General features: G+C 59.1%; 14 protein-coding genes. 7 read left to right on the forward strand and 7 right to left on the reverse strand.

The window, feature by feature from the left end; all coding sequences use genetic code 11:
- The first annotated feature begins 29 nt into the window (after positions 1 to 29).
- The 7 genes from AC3IUA_RS27040 to AC3IUA_RS27070 all read left to right on the forward strand — a co-directional run bounded on the left by AC3IUA_RS27040 (position 30) and on the right by AC3IUA_RS27070 (position 9454).
- A complete protein-coding gene (locus tag AC3IUA_RS27040; protein ID WP_489357867.1) occupies positions 30 to 1271 on the forward strand; it encodes a DUF3426 domain-containing protein in 1242 nt (413 codons plus the stop codon).
- A 195-nt stretch (positions 1272 to 1466) separates the two neighbouring features.
- On the forward strand, positions 1467 to 2480 hold the full coding sequence (gene dusB / locus AC3IUA_RS27045) for a tRNA dihydrouridine synthase DusB (RefSeq protein ID WP_489357868.1): 1014 nt from the start codon (positions 1467 to 1469) through the stop codon (positions 2478 to 2480).
- The gene (gene fis, locus AC3IUA_RS27050; protein WP_007945216.1) at positions 2477 to 2797 is read left to right on the forward strand and encodes a DNA-binding transcriptional regulator Fis; all 321 of its coding nucleotides are present in this window, start codon (positions 2477 to 2479) and stop codon (positions 2795 to 2797) included. The genes dusB and fis overlap by 4 nt, the downstream gene beginning before the upstream one ends.
- A gap of 81 nt (positions 2798 to 2878) precedes the next feature.
- Complete coding sequence (gene purH, locus AC3IUA_RS27055) at positions 2879 to 4486, forward strand: bifunctional phosphoribosylaminoimidazolecarboxamide formyltransferase/IMP cyclohydrolase (protein ID WP_489357869.1); 1608 nt, start codon at positions 2879 to 2881, stop codon at positions 4484 to 4486.
- Positions 4487 to 4624: 138 nt separating this feature from the next.
- A complete protein-coding gene (gene purD, locus AC3IUA_RS27060) occupies positions 4625 to 5920 on the forward strand; it encodes a phosphoribosylamine--glycine ligase (RefSeq protein ID WP_489357870.1) in 1296 nt (431 codons plus the stop codon).
- A gap of 99 nt (positions 5921 to 6019) precedes the next feature.
- On the forward strand, positions 6020 to 8794 hold the full coding sequence (locus AC3IUA_RS27065; protein ID WP_489357871.1) for a hybrid sensor histidine kinase/response regulator: 2775 nt from the start codon (positions 6020 to 6022) through the stop codon (positions 8792 to 8794).
- Between the two features lie 63 nt (positions 8795 to 8857).
- Entirely contained in the window at positions 8858 to 9454 is a 597-nt protein-coding gene (locus AC3IUA_RS27070) for a MarC family protein (RefSeq protein ID WP_489357872.1), read from the forward strand.
- Between the two features lie 37 nt (positions 9455 to 9491).
- Here the strand turns inward: AC3IUA_RS27070 and AC3IUA_RS27075 are convergent, their stop codons facing one another.
- The 7 genes from AC3IUA_RS27075 to cobG all read right to left on the reverse strand — a co-directional run bounded on the left by AC3IUA_RS27075 (position 9492) and on the right by cobG (position 16347).
- Entirely contained in the window at positions 9492 to 10145 is a 654-nt protein-coding gene (locus AC3IUA_RS27075) for a hypothetical protein (protein WP_489357873.1), read from the reverse strand.
- Positions 10135 to 10869, reverse strand: a complete 735-nt coding sequence (locus tag AC3IUA_RS27080; protein WP_489357874.1) for a hypothetical protein — start codon at positions 10867 to 10869, stop codon at positions 10135 to 10137. The genes AC3IUA_RS27075 and AC3IUA_RS27080 overlap by 11 nt, the downstream gene beginning before the upstream one ends.
- A gap of 63 nt (positions 10870 to 10932) precedes the next feature.
- On the reverse strand, positions 10933 to 11727 hold the full coding sequence (locus tag AC3IUA_RS27085; protein ID WP_489357875.1) for a hypothetical protein: 795 nt from the start codon (positions 11725 to 11727) through the stop codon (positions 10933 to 10935).
- Positions 11728 to 11989: 262 nt separating this feature from the next.
- Positions 11990 to 13690 (reverse strand): precorrin-3B C(17)-methyltransferase, encoded by a 1701-nt coding sequence (gene cobJ / locus AC3IUA_RS27090; protein ID WP_489357876.1) that lies wholly within the window; start codon positions 13688 to 13690, stop codon positions 11990 to 11992.
- Positions 13690 to 14421 carry a precorrin-2 C(20)-methyltransferase gene (locus tag AC3IUA_RS27095; RefSeq protein ID WP_489357877.1) on the reverse strand — a complete coding sequence of 244 codons (732 nt, stop codon included), beginning with the start codon at positions 14419 to 14421 and terminating at the stop codon, positions 13690 to 13692. The genes cobJ and AC3IUA_RS27095 overlap by 1 nt, the downstream gene beginning before the upstream one ends.
- Positions 14421 to 15047, reverse strand: coding sequence for a precorrin-8X methylmutase (locus AC3IUA_RS27100; protein ID WP_489357878.1), 627 nt, complete (start codon positions 15045 to 15047; stop codon positions 14421 to 14423). Before AC3IUA_RS27100 ends, AC3IUA_RS27095 begins: the two co-directional genes overlap by 1 nt.
- A complete protein-coding gene (cobG, locus tag AC3IUA_RS27105; protein ID WP_489357879.1) occupies positions 15040 to 16347 on the reverse strand; it encodes a precorrin-3B synthase in 1308 nt (435 codons plus the stop codon). Before cobG ends, AC3IUA_RS27100 begins: the two co-directional genes overlap by 8 nt.
- Positions 16348 to 16393: the final 46 nt, after the last annotated feature.

Genomic DNA, 16393 nt, shown 5'->3' on the forward strand with positions numbered 1-16393 from the left:
ATGGACGCCTGCATAATCCGGATTGCCGCATGACCGACAGCTTCGTCACCCAGTGCCCGCATTGCCAAACCAGCTTTCGCGTCAGCCACGCGCAATTGAGCGTGGCCCGCGGGGCAGTTCGTTGCGGCTCATGCCTGCAGGTGTTCAACGCCGCGCGGCAGTTGCTCGAACAAAGCGCCGGCAAGCCCCCCCTCACAGCCGACGCGCTAGCCGTGCCAGCCGTGCCCCGGGCAATCAGCCAGAAACAGTGGTCGGCCGCCGAACTCGACCTGGATGACCTCGACGAAGAGCTCGCCAGGCTCGAACAGCGGGAAATCCAGCCGATCACGGATCTCGACCAAAAGCGCAAGCCCCGGGAGGATTCGCTGAGCGCACACAGGGAGATCACCGGCGGTGAGGAAGAGCAATGGACTGGCAGCCTGTTCAGCGAACCAGCGGTCGACCGCGCAGACGCGAACGAACCAATTGAGCCTTTGGCCAACGCAGACAGCCAGCCGATAGACCCGATCGTAGAGGCGGACAGACCCGGCCGCACCGAACCCTCACTGTCCTTCGAGCTTGACGATCTGCGGGATGAACCCGAAGCACCGCTTGTACACCTGGAACAGGCGTCGCCAGCGCCAGAACATTTCGAGCGCCTGAGCGCGACAGATGTCGCCGACGAAGAACTGCTGGAGGCCGAGCCGCCGCGCAAGAAGCGCGCACGCAGTGAGCCCGGTTTGCACGACGAGGTGTTGCAGGACTTGATCGATGAACCGGTGCAAGTCGATTGGCAAAAGCGCCGCTCCCCCTGGGGTCGACGTTTTCTCTGGGGACTGCTGATTCTGCTCGGCGCTGCAGCACTGGCCGGTCAATACATTGCCTATCACTTTGAGGAACTGGCCCGCCAGGACCAGTATCGTCCGTGGTTCCAGCAACTGTGCCCGCAAATCGGCTGCACGGTACCGTCCAAAGTCGATATTGCCCGCATAAAGAGCAGCAACCTGGTGGTTCGCAGCCATCCGGACTTCAGCGGCGCACTGATAGTCGATGCGATCATCTACAACCGCGCCCCCTTCTCCCAGCCCTTCCCGTTGCTGGAACTGCGCTTTGCCGATCTCAATGGGCACTTGATCGCCAGTCGGCGCTTCAAACCCGGCGAGTACCTCAACGGCGAGCTTGAAGGCCTGGCAGAAATGCCACCCCAAACACCGATCCATATTGCCCTGGACATCCTTGATCCCGGCCCCAAAGCCGTTAATTACAGCCTGAGCTTTCATTCGCCCGAGTGAAACGCTTCAGTCAAGCGGCACGGCTAAGGATTGACGGCGCTTTTCTGACTTCCTCGTCTCGAACCAAACTGCTGGCGATAACAGAATAACTGTTCAGATTTTATCCAATTCAGCCTTTATCCGGTCATCGAGAGCGGGTATCATGCCAACCCTTTTTCGAACTCTAATGATCCGGCCCCACACCAGGGAAGTCCTATGTCGGCGGTACGCATCGGTCCATATACATTGCCCAACGGCTTGATTCTCGCTCCCATGGCGGGGGTCACTGACCAGCCCTTTCGTCAGCTGTGCAAACGGTTGGGCGCAGGCCTTGTAGTCTCGGAAATGGTCACCAGCGATATGAGCTTGTGGAACAGTCGCAAATCGCGTCTGCGCATGATCCACGAAGGTGATCCCGAGCCGCGCTCGGTACAGATCGCCGGCGGTGATGCACAGATGCTGGCGGATGCCGCTCGCGCCAACGTCGAGTTGGGCGCACAGATTATTGATATCAACATGGGTTGTCCGGCGAAGAAAGTCTGCAACAAGGCTGCCGGTTCCGCGTTGTTGAAAGACGAAGACCTGGTGAAGGAAATCCTGCACGCCGTCGTGGCAGCAGTCGATGTCCCGGTCACTTTGAAAATACGTACCGGCTGGGACCGGTCGAACAAGAACGGCCTGACGGTGGCGAAGATCGCCGAGCAGGCAGGTATCACGGCACTGGCGGTCCATGGACGGACCCGCGCCGATCTGTACACCGGCGTTGCCGAGTACGACACCATTGCCGCGATCAAGCAGGCGGTGTCGATTCCAGTCTTCGCCAACGGCGATATCGATTCGGCCGAGAAAGCCCGGTACGTGCTTCAAGCGACCGGCGCCGATGGTTTGTTGATTGGCCGGGCCGCTCAAGGGCGGCCATGGATTTTTCGTGAGATCGAGCACTTTCTGCGTACCGGCGAAACACTCCCGGCACCGGAGCTGTTCGAGGTGGAAGGTATTCTGCTGGAGCATCTGGCCGCGCTGCATGCCTTCTATGGGGATGTCATGGGCGTACGCATTGCACGCAAGCATGTGGGCTGGTATCTCGCAACCTTGCCGGGCGCCAAGGAGTTTCGCGCCCAGTTCAATCGTTTGGATGAAACGGAAGCACAGTGCGCCAACGTTCGTGAGTTTTTCGCCGAGCGTTACATGAGCCTGGTGAAAGGGGACGCAGAAGGGGTGGCCGCATGACGATGATGACCGAGACTTTAGTGAGTGGAACAGCACCCGTGAGCGACAATGTGAATTTGAAACAGCACCTCAATACACCGAGCGAAGAGGGTCAAACCCTTCGCGGGAGTGTCGAGAAAGCGCTGCACAACTATTTCGCCCACCTTGAGGGCGCTGCCGTCACGGACGTGTACAACCTGGTGCTGTCCGAAGTCGAGGCGCCACTGCTCGAATGCGTGATGAACTACGTCAAGGGCAACCAGACCAAGGCCAGTGAGCTGCTGGGGCTGAACCGCGGCACCTTGCGCAAAAAACTCAAGCAGTACGATCTGCTGTAAGCATTCAATCAAACCAGAAAGGCGTCCGCGTAAAACCGGTCGCCTTTTTTGCTGACTCCTTTGCTTTTGATGGAAATCGAAATGACCGACCAGACTACCCGCCTGCCGATCCGCCGCGCCTTGATCAGCGTTTCCGACAAGACCGGGATTCTCGACTTCGCCCGCGAGCTGGAAGCGCTGGGTGTCGAAATCCTTTCCACCGGTGGTACCTTCAAGCTGCTGCAGGACAACGGCGTGGCCGCAGTGGAAGTCGCGGACTACACCGGCTTCGCAGAAATGATGGACGGTCGGGTCAAGACCCTGCACCCGAAAATCCACGGCGGGATCCTCGGCCGTCGCGGAATCGACGATGCCATCATGAACGAGCACGGCATCAAGCCGATCGACCTGGTGGCAGTCAACCTCTACCCCTTCGAAGCCACTATTTCCAAGCCGGGTTGCGACCTGCCTACCGCTATCGAGAACATCGATATCGGCGGCCCGACCATGGTTCGCTCCGCGGCCAAGAACCACAAAGACGTGGCCATCGTGGTCAACGCCAGCGATTACAGCCAGGTCCTGGAAAGCCTCAAGGCCGGTGGCCTGACTTACGCTCAGCGCTTCGACCTGATGCTCAAGGCCTTCGAACACACTGCCGCCTACGACGGCATGATCGCCAACTACATGGGCACCGTTGACCAGACGGCCGAGACCCTCGGCACCGAAGGCCGCAGCCAGTTCCCACGCACCTTCAACAGCCAGTTCGTCAAGGCTCAGGAAATGCGCTACGGCGAGAACCCGCACCAGAGCGCGGCGTTCTACGTGGAAGCCAAGCCTGCCGAAGTAGGTATTGCCACCGCGACCCAACTGCAAGGCAAAGAGCTGTCGTACAACAATGTGGCAGACACCGACGCCGCACTGGAATGCGTGAAGAGCTTCGTCAAACCGGCCTGCGTCATCGTCAAGCACGCCAACCCGTGCGGCGTCGCAGTCAGCCCTGACGCCGAAGGCGGTATCCGCCAGGCTTACGAACTGGCCTACGCCACCGATACCGAATCGGCGTTCGGCGGCATCATCGCCTTCAACCGCGAACTGGATGCCGAGACCGCCAAGGCTATCGTCGAGCGTCAGTTCGTCGAAGTGATCATCGCGCCAAGCGTCACCGAAGAAGCCCGCGCCATTGTCGCCGCCAAAGCCAACGTACGCCTGCTGGCCTGTGGTCAATGGTCGGCCGATCGCGCCGCGGCCTGGGACTACAAGCGCGTCAACGGCGGTTTGCTGGTTCAGAGTCGCGATATTGGCATGATCGGCAGCGAAGACTTGAAAGTGGTGACCAAGCGCGCCCCGACCGAGCAGGAGATCAATGACCTGATCTTCGCCTGGAAGGTCGCCAAGTATGTCAAATCCAACGCCATCGTCTACGCCAAGAACCGTCAGACCATCGGCGTCGGCGCCGGCCAGATGAGCCGCGTCAACTCCGCGCGTATCGCCGCGATCAAGGCTGAACACGCTGGCCTGCAAGTGCAAGGCGCGGTCATGGCTTCGGATGCATTCTTCCCGTTCCGCGACGGCATCGACAACGCGGCCAAGGTCGGCATCACCGCGGTGATCCAGCCAGGCGGCTCGATGCGTGACAATGAAGTGATTGCAGCAGCTGACGAAGCCGGCATCGCCATGGTCTTTACGGGCATGCGCCACTTCCGTCACTGATAACGCAGTTGCCCCTGTAGGAGCTGCCGCAGGCTGCGATCTTTTGACTTTGCTTTTAAGATCAAAAGATCGCAGCCTGCGGCTCCTACGGTGGCATGCAGCGCTCCCACAGAATTAGCGTCATCCGAGGTTTTTGAAATGAATGTTTTGATCATTGGCAGCGGTGGCCGTGAACACGCCCTGGCCTGGAAAGTGGCTCAGGATCCGCGTGTGGTAAAAGTATTCGTCGCTCCGGGCAACGCCGGCACCGCCATTGAAGCCAAGTGCGAAAACGTCGCTATCGACGTGCTGGCCCTTGAACAGCTGGCCGACTTCGCCGAGAAAAACGTCTCACTGACCATCGTCGGTCCGGAAGTGCCACTGGTGGCCGGCGTCGTCGATCTGTTCCGTTCCCGCGGCCTGGATTGCTTCGGCCCGACTTCCGGCGCCGCCCAACTGGAAGGCTCCAAGGCGTTCACCAAGGACTTCCTGGCTCGCCACAAAATCCCGACCGCCGACTACCAGAACTTCACCGAGATCGAGCCGGCCCTGGCTTACCTGCGTGAAAAAGGCGCACCGATCGTGATCAAGGCCGACGGCCTGGCCGCCGGTAAAGGCGTGATCGTCGCCATGACCCTCGCAGAAGCGGAAGAAGCCGTACGTGACATGCTCGCCGGCAATGCGTTCGGCGAAGCCGGTTCCCGGGTGGTGATCGAGGAGTTCCTCGACGGCGAAGAAGCCAGCTTCATCGTCATGGTCGACGGCAAGAATGTTCTGCCGATGGCCACCAGCCAGGACCACAAACGCGTCGGCGACGGCGACACCGGTCCGAACACGGGCGGCATGGGTGCCTACTCCCCTGCCCCGGTGGTCACCGCCGAGGTGCATCAGCGCGTGATGGATCTGGTGATCTGGCCGACCGTGCGCGGCATGGCCGAGGAAGGCAACGTCTACACCGGCTTCCTGTATGCCGGTCTGATGATCGACAAGGCTGGCAATCCGAAAGTCATCGAGTTCAACTGCCGCTTCGGCGATCCGGAAACCCAACCGGTGATGCTGCGCCTGCAGTCGAGCCTGGTGTTGCTGATCGAGGCTGCTCTGGCCCAGGCACTGGACAAGGTCGAAGCGCAATGGGACCCACGTCCAAGCGTGGGTGTCGTTCTGGCAGCCGGTGGCTATCCTGGTGATTACACCAAGGGCGCGGCCATTGAAGGTCTGGATGCAGCGGCCGCGCTGGAAGGCAAAGTCTTTCACGCTGGCACCGCACTGAAAGACGGTCAGGTGGTTACCGCCGGCGGCCGAGTGCTCTGCGCCACTGCGTTGGGCCAGAGTGTCGATGCGGCTCAACAGCAGGCTTACAAATTGGCGGCTAAAATCGATTGGCAAGGCTGCTTCTACCGCAAGGACATTGGCTACCGTGCCATTGCCCGCGAGCGTGGCGAAAATCAGGAATAAGCTATCCGTTCGGCCAGGCAGGGGTCTCAGACCCTTGCCGTGCTATTCCAGCCCCGCGCATAGTTACAATCTGGCATCAACCTACGAAGGGATTTCGCCGTGCGCTGGCTCAGGATTGCCATAGGTTTTACCCTCAGTCTGCTGACTCTGCTCTGCTTGCTACCAGCCCAGGCCGCGCAAGGCAGTGGCTGGGCGGTATTGCTTGACGAAACGGCCGACCTGCAACTGAGCGACATCCGCTCTGCCCGCTACACCAACCAATTCAGCCCGATCGAACTGAACCGGCTGACCGCTGCCGAGCCCGATGGCGCTTTATGGTTGCGCTTCAAACTCCAGCCGGACAAACACGAGCAACTGCTGCGCATTTTCGCGCCAGATCTGGCTCAACTGAATCTATACGTGCTCGACGACGACAAGCTGATCGAGCAATTGAACACCAGCACCGATCAACCGCAAGCCCAGAGGCCATTGCCAAGCAGCGACTTCATGCTGCCGCTGCCGCAAAGTCAAAACGTCCTTGAGGTGTATGTGCGGCTGGTGTCCGAGCACCAGCTGCGGCCTTACATCACCTTGGAATCGGCGGTCATGACCGCGGCAGATCAAGGCCAGACATTGATCTATGGCCTGCTGTTCGGCTGCCTGGCGATGCTGATCCTGCATAACCTGACGCGCTACGCCTACACCCGCTCCAGAAGCAGCATCTGGCTGGCCGCCTGTGAAGGCCTGTTGTTGCTCAGCCTGCTCCTGCTGCTGAATCTGCCAGGCCCCTGGCTGCCGGACTGGTACGCCATACAAACTCCCGGCGCCTATCTGGCCTTGCTGCTGACCGCCCCCTGTGGCCTGATGTTCGCCTATCGATTCTTCGCCCCACTCGGCCCCCATCCGCTGAACCGGTTGTTGCTCGGCGATATCCTGCTGACGACCCTGTGCAGCCTGCTGCTGTTTGTCGACACCCTGCCGCTGAATATCATCACCTACGCGCTGGTGGCGCTCGCCGGCCTGAGCATACTGTTCGTCGGTGCTTATCACTGGCAGAAAGGTTACCGCCCGGCTCGACTGTTCGTGGTGGCCATGGTGATCTTCAACATCGGCACCTTGATCATCCTGCCAGCGCTCCTGGGGCTGACCCTGGTGGCGCCGCAAGGCCTGATCATGACGCTGCTCGGGTTCATCTGCCTCAGCGGCCTGTTGATGAGTATCGCCCTGGGCGAGCGTCAACGCAGCATCACTGAAGACCGTTTCTGCATCAGCCGCGACCTGGCAGCCAGCAACGCCGAGATCAACGCCAAAGCCGAGTTCCTGGCGAAAATCAGCCACGAGATCCGCACCCCGATGAATGGTGTCCTGGGCATGACCGAGTTGCTGCTGGGCACCCCCCTGTCGGTCAAACAACGAGACTACGTACAGACCATCCACAGCGCCGGCAATGAACTGCTCACATTGATCAATGAGATTCTCGACATCTCCAAGCTCGAGTCCGGGCAAATCGAGCTGGACGATGTGCAGTTCGACCTCAACGCCCTGATCGAAGACTGCCTGAGTATTTTCCGGGCCAAGGCCGAGCAGCAGAATGTCGAACTGATCAGTTTTATTCAGCCGCAAGTCCCGCGGGTGATCAGCGGCGACCCGACACGCCTGCGCCAGACCTTGCTGAGCCTGCTGGAAAACGCCCTGAAGAAAACCGACGAAGGCGAAATTCTGATCGTCGTCGCCCTGGACGAACGCAGCGCCAAACCGCGGCTACGCATCGCGGTCCAGGACAGTGGCGTCCCCATGGAAGCCAGCGAGCGCGAAGCCCTGCTGCACGCCGAACTGCACAGCAAGAACTTCCTCTCGGCGACGAGACTGGGTGGCAACCTGGGGCTGGTCATCGCCCGCCAACTGATCCTGCTGATGCACGGTGAATTCGGGATCAAAAGCGGTAACAACAGCGGCAGCACCCTGTGGCTGACCTTGCCGCTGGATCCGGAACGCCTGGAACATCCGACCTCGGACCTCGATGGCCCGCTGCAAGGTGCCCGTGTGTTAGTGGTCGATGACAATGAAACCTGTCGCAAAGTCCTGGTGCAACAATGCAGCGCCTGGGGCCTGAATGTCAGTGCCGTGCCTTCCGGCAAAGAAGCGCTGGCCCTGTTGCGGACCAAGGCGCACCTGCGCGACTACTTCGACGTGGTCCTGCTCGACCAGAACATGCCCGGCATGACCGGCATGCAACTGGCGGCGAAGATCAAGGAAGACCCGAGCCTGAACCACGACATCCTGCTGATCATGCTCACCGGCATCAGCAACGCGCCGAGCAAGATCATTGCGCGCAACTCGGGAATCAAACGCATCCTGGCCAAACCGGTTGCCGGCTATACCCTCAAGACCACCCTGGCCGACGAGCTGACCCGACGCAACAAAGGCCTGGTCGTGCCCCACCACGCACCGTCGGGCATACCTGTACCGATCAAGGTACCCAGCGATTTCCGCATCCTCGTCGCCGAAGACAACAGCATCTCGACCAAAGTGATTCGCGGCATGCTCGGCAAGCTCAACCTGCAGCCGGACACCGCCAGCAACGGCGAGGAAGCACTGCAAGCGATGAAAGCCCAGCGTTACGATCTGGTGCTGATGGATTGTGAAATGCCAATCCTCGACGGTTTTTCCGCCACCCAGCAGCTTCGCGCCTGGGAAGTCGGCAACCAGCGTATGCGCACTCCGGTCGTCGCGCTCACCGCGCACATCCTGACCGAGCACAAGGAGCGCGCGCGCCAGGCCGGCATGGACGGACACATGGCCAAACCGGTCGAGCTATCGCAACTGCGCGAGTTGATCGAACATTGGGTGACTCAACGGGACTTGCAGAATCAGTTGGCTGTTCAAATCTCCTGAGCCGACAGTTTGCGCAGCGCCTGATAGACTCCCCATCGCCCTCTTTCGTTGCGAGCCCCCACCATGCTCCACGTGCTGTTCAGCGTTTACCTGAAGATGCTGGTGCTCTATAGCCCGTTCTTCGTTCTGTCCTGTTTCATCAGCCTGACTCGCGGCTATTCCAGCAAGGAACGTCGGCGCCTGGCCTGGAAAGTCGCTCTCGCGACCCTGGTCTCCAGCGTCTTGCTGTATCTGTTCGGACGAGTGATTTTCAGCGTATTCGGTATCACCGTGGACGCCTTCCGCATCGGCGCCGGGAGCGTGCTGTTCATCTCGGCGCTGGGCATGGCTCAAGGCAAGCTGGCGGTGCAGACTGATAACGTACAGCAAGACGTAACCATCGTCCCGCTGACCATTCCCCTGACCGTCGGCCCCGGCACTATCGGCGCCCTGCTGGTCATGGGCGTCAGCCAGCCGCACTGGGACGACAAGCTTACCGCCATCCTCAGCATCGCCCTGGCCAGCTTTACCGTCGGCGTGGTGCTCTACTTGTCGCACCGTATCGAACGCATCCTTGGCGATCAGGGCTTGCAGATTGTCAGCCGGTTGATGGGGCTGTTCGTCTGTGCGCTGGCAGCGCAGATCATCTTTACCGGGATCAGAGGGTATCTGGTGCCTTGAAGCATTTCGCGTGGATCTGCCCGGATGAGGTTGTAGATCAGAGATCCAACTCTTGGATACTGAGCATTGCATGTTTCGCAACAGAGGCAGCCACCTTGTCTCTGAATGTTGCGTAATGCCGTGTATTGAATGTGATAAGCGCCATGATCTCTACAGAGTTTTCCATAATCTCTTCGCGTTTCAAGAACAAGAGCCTGGAGACCTTTCGTGTTGTAGTGAATCGCTTATGGTAGAGCGCGATTTCGATTTTTCCGTTACCTTTCGCGATACAAGGCATGACTTGAAAAAAACGGCTATCGCCTGAAACGCTGGCAATGTCCAAAGCATCAAGTGCAGATTTTTTGCGTTTCAAGGCCTCTAGAGCTTGCCTTGCGGGAACCGCGAACTTTTCGTCAAATACCTGATTCATCTGCTCAAACGTGGTGTGCCCTGCCATATCACCTGCACCGTTACCCGCCCCGGCAGGAACCGCTATATCACATCCCAAGTACTTGAGGGTGTTCATATAGTAGTCAAACCAGTCACCCGCCAAACCATCGAGAAGAGCCAATCGGGTTACGTACTGCGAGTGCAAATGACTCAAGTAGACATCTTCTCTGTCCTGAGCGGACATGGCATCATCGCAGATCACGATACTGGCCCCTACCACGGCCGCTTTCGGTGCAATCTTATCAGCCCACTCAATATTCATTGAGCCCACCCTTTTTGACCAGATGACTCTCGCCATTAATGAGTTTGGTGATATCCATGATTTTTTCAGTCTTTCGATCGCCCAGCGATGTAACAATAACACTACGTTGCTTTTCATACAGAAGTTCGGACAGGCCTGCCTCAAAGCTTTTCAACACGACATCACCCACCAACTTATCAGCAGAAAATTTCTGCATCATTGGATTCAATCGCACCGCCTCTGTGGTTTGGAATTCAATGTAGACATTAGTTATCGACGGACCCGCACTCGCAAAAATGACCTGGAGCCTGACCTTGTAAATTGGCTTATCTGAGGATTCAACTTCGACAGCACTTTTAATATGCGCTCTCAACAACTGAGCAGCAGAGGTCGAGTCTGATAAGTTTTCTAAAACCCTTAACGCTCGCATCGACGTGTCAACGGTTTCGCTCGGCTGGATCTCTCCCAGCATATGGCGAACCCAATCAAAAATCTTGTAACGTTTATTCTGCTCAGGGGAAAAATGGCTCCATGAGCTTTTAGGCAGTAGCCACGCGTTTCCAAGCACGTCGAGATAGGAGTCATACCAGGCGTCCGGAGCAGCCGAAGCGGAAATACGTTTATTGGAAACCAATTGTGCGAACAGCGTCGAATACAGAACATCCTGCCTGTCTTGCTCCTCCATATTGGACGACATTAACACTACTGAGCCTGCACTTATAAAAACAGAGTATTCTTTGTTCATTTTTTCGTCCTGCTGTTTTAGTCACTGGTGGCTACGTAGTAGCCGCCAGCAGATCAGGTAGGATCAGAGTTCATACTCGGCGATTTTCAGAACCGCACGATCACCCAGCTTTTGCGCAACCATATCCCTGGTTTTGTTGACTATCGTCGGAACCATTGTCATGTAGCACTCGCCACGGTAGAGGTCTACCGAAGCGCTGTTCCAATCGACAAAAAGTACTCGGGTCTGGTTCGACTTATTAGTAAAGTTCACTACCCCCAGCGCCATGATCACTTCACCACCCGGGTTCTCAATGCACGATGCCAGACCAAAGCCACCGGTACCGGAGTCCTTGACATTGCGCTCGAACAATTGCAGTGGTTTTTCAGTACTCTGCAGTGCCTTGATGGCATCACCTGCCACTTTTAACATGAGTGCAGAAGAAGGGCCTGGAACCGCGACGGTTGCCAACACCGACGCCAATATTTGCAAGGCCAGCTGATCCATCTTGAAACTTTGTCCAGAGGCGGACGTAGAATCATAATAATCTTTTAGTATGAGCCAACCGTAATCCTGCATGACTTGAAGAAAAAAGAAATAGCGTTCCTTGCGCTGCTTGTCACTTGGGAATTTCTTATTGGCCGCCAGAGTGGCAAACAAATAACTATGCTGGATATCCTGTTGATTCTGGCTCGACATGCCGGAGACAAATGCCAGAACACCATCACCTACAACAGAGGCACGATCAGGCTTGAGCTCGTCAAAGTTCGGGAGCGCTAAAGGCCGAGCACTGACCGTTTCTACGGGAGAAATATCATACTGGCTCAAACGTTCTATACGATCAGGTAAAGTATCGACAGCGAAAACATCATTACTCATAAATAACTCCATTTATTTATTATTTTCAAGCCCTCGTGGACTTGCGAAGAAAATTACACCCTCATCAAAAGCGACTCAATCCATTAGTTGTAACCAAACACTTTTCCAGCACGCCACTGCGCAGAGCACAAGCCCAGCCGATATAATCTTTAATATAAGAGCAGCACGACACTTTGCCGTGCAGACTCAAACGTTCTATTGCCTCTGGACATTACCACCTCTGAAATTTCACGACCGATCATGGGAGTGATCGGTCGGATAATCAGGGTTTGTTCTCATACCAACGCGGCGTATATACCCACTCGCCACCGTTGACACGCGGGAACACACAGGTAGTAGAAGAACCGACTAACACCATGGTTCGCATATCCACCTGATCCGGCGTCAATGCCCCCAAGGTAGTGACTCGCAGTGTCTGACCCGGCCGCCCAATATCACGCCCCAACACCACGGGCGTTGCACCCGTGCGATGTTGCGCGACGATTTCAAGGGCACGCCCCAGTTGCCATGGGCGAGAACGGGAGATCGGGTTGTAGAAGGCCAGGGCCAGGTCAGCCTGCGAAGCCAGGTCCAGGCGCTTCTCGATGATCGCCCACGGTTTGAGGTTGTCCGACAGTGACAGCACGCAGAAGTCATGGCCCAGCGGTGCACCGGCCTGAGCGGCGGTGGCCAGGGAGGCGGAAACGCCTGGGAGGATTTCCAGGTCGACGTTGTGCCAGCCTGGTTCAGTCGATTCGTGCAACGCTTCGAGTACCGCTGCGGCCATCGCGAACACGCCAGGATCACCGGACGAAACGACAACAACCGAGCGCCCTTGGGCGGCCAGTTCGAAGGCATGCCGAGCACGCTGCATTTCTTCGCGGTTGTCGGTGCAGTGCAGCACCTGATCGGCGCGGAACGGCCCGGCCATACGCACATAGGTTTCATAACCAAGCACATCATTGGCCTTGGCCAGCTCGGCTTTCACCGCCGGCACCATCAGTTCGGCAGCGCCAGGGCCGAGGCCGATTACCGCCAGGCGGCCACGAGGGCGACCAATCTGCGAAGGGTCCAGCGGCTGATGAGCGACGCTGATGGCAATGCCATCACCCACACACAGCGGTGGCAATAATTGCGGCACAGCGTGTTGCGCCAGCTCGCTGACACTCCCGGCAGCGGCCGCGAAACGCAGGGGCACGCCCAACTCGAGTGCGGCTTCACGCAACTGCGCACTGGCCACTTCCGTGTCGGCAGCCAACAGGCAGGCAACCGATTGAACGGCGATCTTCGCTTCATGCAATGCCGCGCGAATCGCTGATGCAAGGTCCGCTACACTGGCGCTCACCGCCACCAACACACAGCGCGGATAGATCAGCAGTTCATTCGCCACAGGTGCACGCTCGGCACAACCGACATGAATCGCCAGCCGCGCTTGTTGATCTTCCGGCAACTGTGCCTGAGCCAACCAGGGTGCCTCGCCTTCGATACGCACGCTTTGGCCGGCGAGTAAGTCCGAGACAAAGCGCTTGCCCAGTTCCAGATCGCCCAAGGCATAGCCACTGGGAGGATTCAGCAGACAGGTGCCGAAGCGCAGTTCCCCACTGGTGGTGATGGCTGGTGCGACGCCCAGTCCGGCGGCAATTTCTCGCGCCAGGACGTTAACCCCGCTCAACCCCCCGAGCAACGGCACCACTGCACTACCGTCTTCAGCGACGGCCAGTACCGCAGGCTCCGCGCCTTTTTCCAGCAACAGTGGCGCCAGGGTCCGGATCACGATCCCGGCGGCGCACAGGGCGATGATCGGCGTGTCCTGCTGATAGAGCTGACGCAGGGTCGCACCGAATTCATGATAGGTCCGGTCGGCGCCTTCGACCCGCTCGGCCAGGCCGTGGATCAATGCGTCCGGGTACAGCTGCTGGAGCTTGCGCGCAGTGGCGAGGCTGCCATTGCCCAGAATGACAATGGCCGGGGCAGAACGAGTCATCAACCTTGCCACCTTTCACCGGGAACAATGATCAGCGAGAAGTACGGCGAGGACATGGGTTCGACCTGATCCAGCGGCACGATCTTCTGGTTGACCATGGTTGCGCGCTCGACATACAGCGCCCGATCCGCCAGCCCGAGCTCTTGCAGGACCTGACGAACCTTGGGGAAGTTGCGCCCCAGCTTCATGATGACCGCGGCGTCAGCATCGGCCAGACGGCGCTTGAGGTCTTCGGCGGGCAACACACCGGACAACACCGACAGGCTCTGATTGCGATACACCAACGGCGCACCCAGCACCGAAGCGCCGCCGAGCATCGAGCACACGCCCGGCACCACTTCGGCTACGTAGCGTTCGGCCAGGCGGTCATGCAAGTACATATAGGAGCCGTAGAAGAACGGGTCACCTTCGCAGATCACCGCCACATCGCGACCGGCATTCAGATGCGTGGCGATTTCCTCGCCGGCGGCATCGTAGAAATCGCTGATGACTTGCTCGTAAGACAAGGGTGCCGGCAACGCTTCGGTGGTCACCGGATAGACCAGCGGCAGCAAGGTTTGCGCGTCCTGCAGATGGGCTTCGATGATGCCGAAGGCATTGCCCTTCTTGCCCTTGGCGACGAAGTACGCCACCACTGGCGACTCACGCAGCAGGCGCAGGGCTTTGACGGTAATCAGTTCCGGATCACCCGGGCCAACGCCAAGGCCGATCAAACGTCCAGGTTGCTGCATTATTCGATCTCCGTGGCCAGGGCATTGACGGCGGCGGCGGCCATGGCGCTACCGCCCAGCCGGCCTTGCATGATGACAAAGGGCACGCCACGACTGTCCGCGGCGAGCATCGCCTTGGACTCGGCGGCACCGACAAACCCCACCGGAAAGCCAAGAATCAGCGCCGGTTTTGGTGCGCCAGCGTCGAGCATTTCCAACAGATAGAACAGCGCAGTCGGTGCGTTGCCGATCACCACCACGCTGCCTTCCAGATGCGGGCGCCACAGTTCCAGCGCGGCGGCCGAACGAGTGTTGCCGAGTTCCCGCGCCAGGTCCGGCACGCTTTCATCGCGCAGGGTGCAGATCACCTGATTGTTGGCGGGCAAGCGCGTACGGGTGACGCCCTCGGAGACCATTCGCGCATCGCAGAGAATCGGCGCACCGGCCGCCAGCGCATCGCGTCCGGCTTTGCCCGCGCCCGGAGAGAATTGCAGCCCGTCGATCGCGTCGACCATGCCGCAGGCGTGGATCACTCGCACCGCGAGTTTTTCCAGGTCGGCCGGGATGCGATCCAGGCGGGCCTCGGCGCGAATGATCGCGAACGAGTTGCGATAGATCTCCTGACCGTCGCGGATGTAATCAAGCATCAAGGTGGCTCCGTGGGCGGGCGTCAAGCAATGCGCCAACCGCTTCAATTGTGAGGTGACGCGCGTGCAGGGCACCGAAACCCGGCTGTTCTGCATCGCGAAAATAGAGGTCATAAAGACCGGGGGCAACGGCCAGCAAGGTGACAGGCGCACAGTGCGCGGCGGCGCAGGACCGCTGGCAGCCCGACAGATGCACACTCAGGGCATTGCCCTGGCGTTGCAGCAGCGCGGCCAGTTGCCGGGCGTCACCCTTGGTCTCGGCCAGGCCTTTGCCGCAGCCGCTTGAGCCGGTGCAGGCAATCAACTGCGCCAGGGCCTGATCGGGCGAACACGCCAAGCCCAGGTGTTGCAGGCGGTGCGTCACGTCCGGCGCATCTTGCGGGCGAATATTGGGCAGCAACAGACTTTGCCAAGGGGTAAAGCGCAGGCTGCCATCGCCGAACTCACTGGCCAGTTGCGCGGCACCGCGCAGCATCACCGGATCAAGACGACCCAAGGGGGTGGCGGCGCCGACATAGACTCGATCGCTTTCACGCTGTGGATAAGTCCCGATATGCAGCAGCCTGGGCGAGTGCGACCGCTGCCAACCGGTGATTACGACTAAAGGCACGCGCCCGGCCAATGACTGCAAAAAGTTATCCACCGGCAGTTCTGCCAGCAAATGGCGCATGCGTGTCTGATCCGGACGGGCCAGATCAAGGAACAATTCCAGCACCGCGACCACCAGCGAGTGCCCCTCGGCCAGCGGCACGGCGGCCAATGGCGGGTCGGTGGGACAGCCCGCCAGGCCGAAGGCCAGCAGCCACTCACCGTTCGACTCAAGCGCCGACAACCACAGGTCATGGGGATGTTCGAGCATCGCCAGCGCCTCGCCGCCATCCAGTTGCACGGCGAATTTGGCCGACAGGTCGTGGAAGCGTTGGTGATTTTGCAGAGTGCCAAGGATCTGTTCGGCAAGCGGTCGGGTGTCGATCAGCCGGTACCGATCGATCCCGGCGCTTGGGCTGAGCATCAGATTGCGCACATCGTCACCGGCCGCCGTGGCCGGGCCGAGTCCGGCGGCGAGCAGGCTGTCGATCAGCGCTGGCTGCTCGCTGCCAATCCCGCGAATCTGCAGGTTGGCGCGATTGGTCGCCTCGATCACCCCGGCGGCATAACGCTCGGCCGCGTCGGCCACCGCGCAGGCTTGTGCCACGCTGATCGAGCCGCCGGTCAGTTTGATCCGGCAGATACCGCCGTCCAGCGCAGGGACGATTCGCAGTAACCCCGGGCAAGCCGAGGGGCGTAAAGCAGCGGACATCTGGCGTTCGTTCAAAGGGTCACCGGCTCGAGGTAGAAGCGCTTCG

The organism is Pseudomonas sp. KH_050 (assembly GCF_057838875.1).

Bases quoted from the DNA above. Each gene is read 5' to 3' on its own strand.
- AC3IUA_RS27040 (WP_489357867.1), top strand. From the start codon at position 30: ATGACCGACAGCTTCGTCACCCAGTGCCCGCATTGCCAAACCAGCTTT.
- dusB (WP_489357868.1), top strand. From the start codon at position 1,467: ATGTCGGCGGTACGCATCGGTCCATATACATTGCCCAACGGCTTGATT.
- fis (WP_007945216.1), top strand. From the start codon at position 2,477: ATGACGATGATGACCGAGACTTTAGTGAGTGGAACAGCACCCGTGAGC.
- purH (WP_489357869.1), top strand. From the start codon at position 2,879: ATGACCGACCAGACTACCCGCCTGCCGATCCGCCGCGCCTTGATCAGC.
- purD (WP_489357870.1), top strand. From the start codon at position 4,625: ATGAATGTTTTGATCATTGGCAGCGGTGGCCGTGAACACGCCCTGGCC.
- AC3IUA_RS27070 (WP_489357872.1), top strand. From the start codon at position 8,858: ATGCTCCACGTGCTGTTCAGCGTTTACCTGAAGATGCTGGTGCTCTAT.
- AC3IUA_RS27075 (WP_489357873.1), bottom strand. From the start codon at position 10,145: ATGAATATTGAGTGGGCTGATAAGATTGCACCGAAAGCGGCCGTGGTA.
- AC3IUA_RS27080 (WP_489357874.1), bottom strand. From the start codon at position 10,869: ATGAACAAAGAATACTCTGTTTTTATAAGTGCAGGCTCAGTAGTGTTA.
- AC3IUA_RS27085 (WP_489357875.1), bottom strand. From the start codon at position 11,727: ATGAGTAATGATGTTTTCGCTGTCGATACTTTACCTGATCGTATAGAA.
- cobJ (WP_489357876.1), bottom strand. From the start codon at position 13,690: ATGACTCGTTCTGCCCCGGCCATTGTCATTCTGGGCAATGGCAGCCTC.
- AC3IUA_RS27095 (WP_489357877.1), bottom strand. From the start codon at position 14,421: ATGCAGCAACCTGGACGTTTGATCGGCCTTGGCGTTGGCCCGGGTGAT.
- AC3IUA_RS27100 (WP_489357878.1), bottom strand. From the start codon at position 15,047: ATGCTTGATTACATCCGCGACGGTCAGGAGATCTATCGCAACTCGTTC.
- cobG (WP_489357879.1), bottom strand. From the start codon at position 16,347: ATGTCCGCTGCTTTACGCCCCTCGGCTTGCCCGGGGTTACTGCGAATC.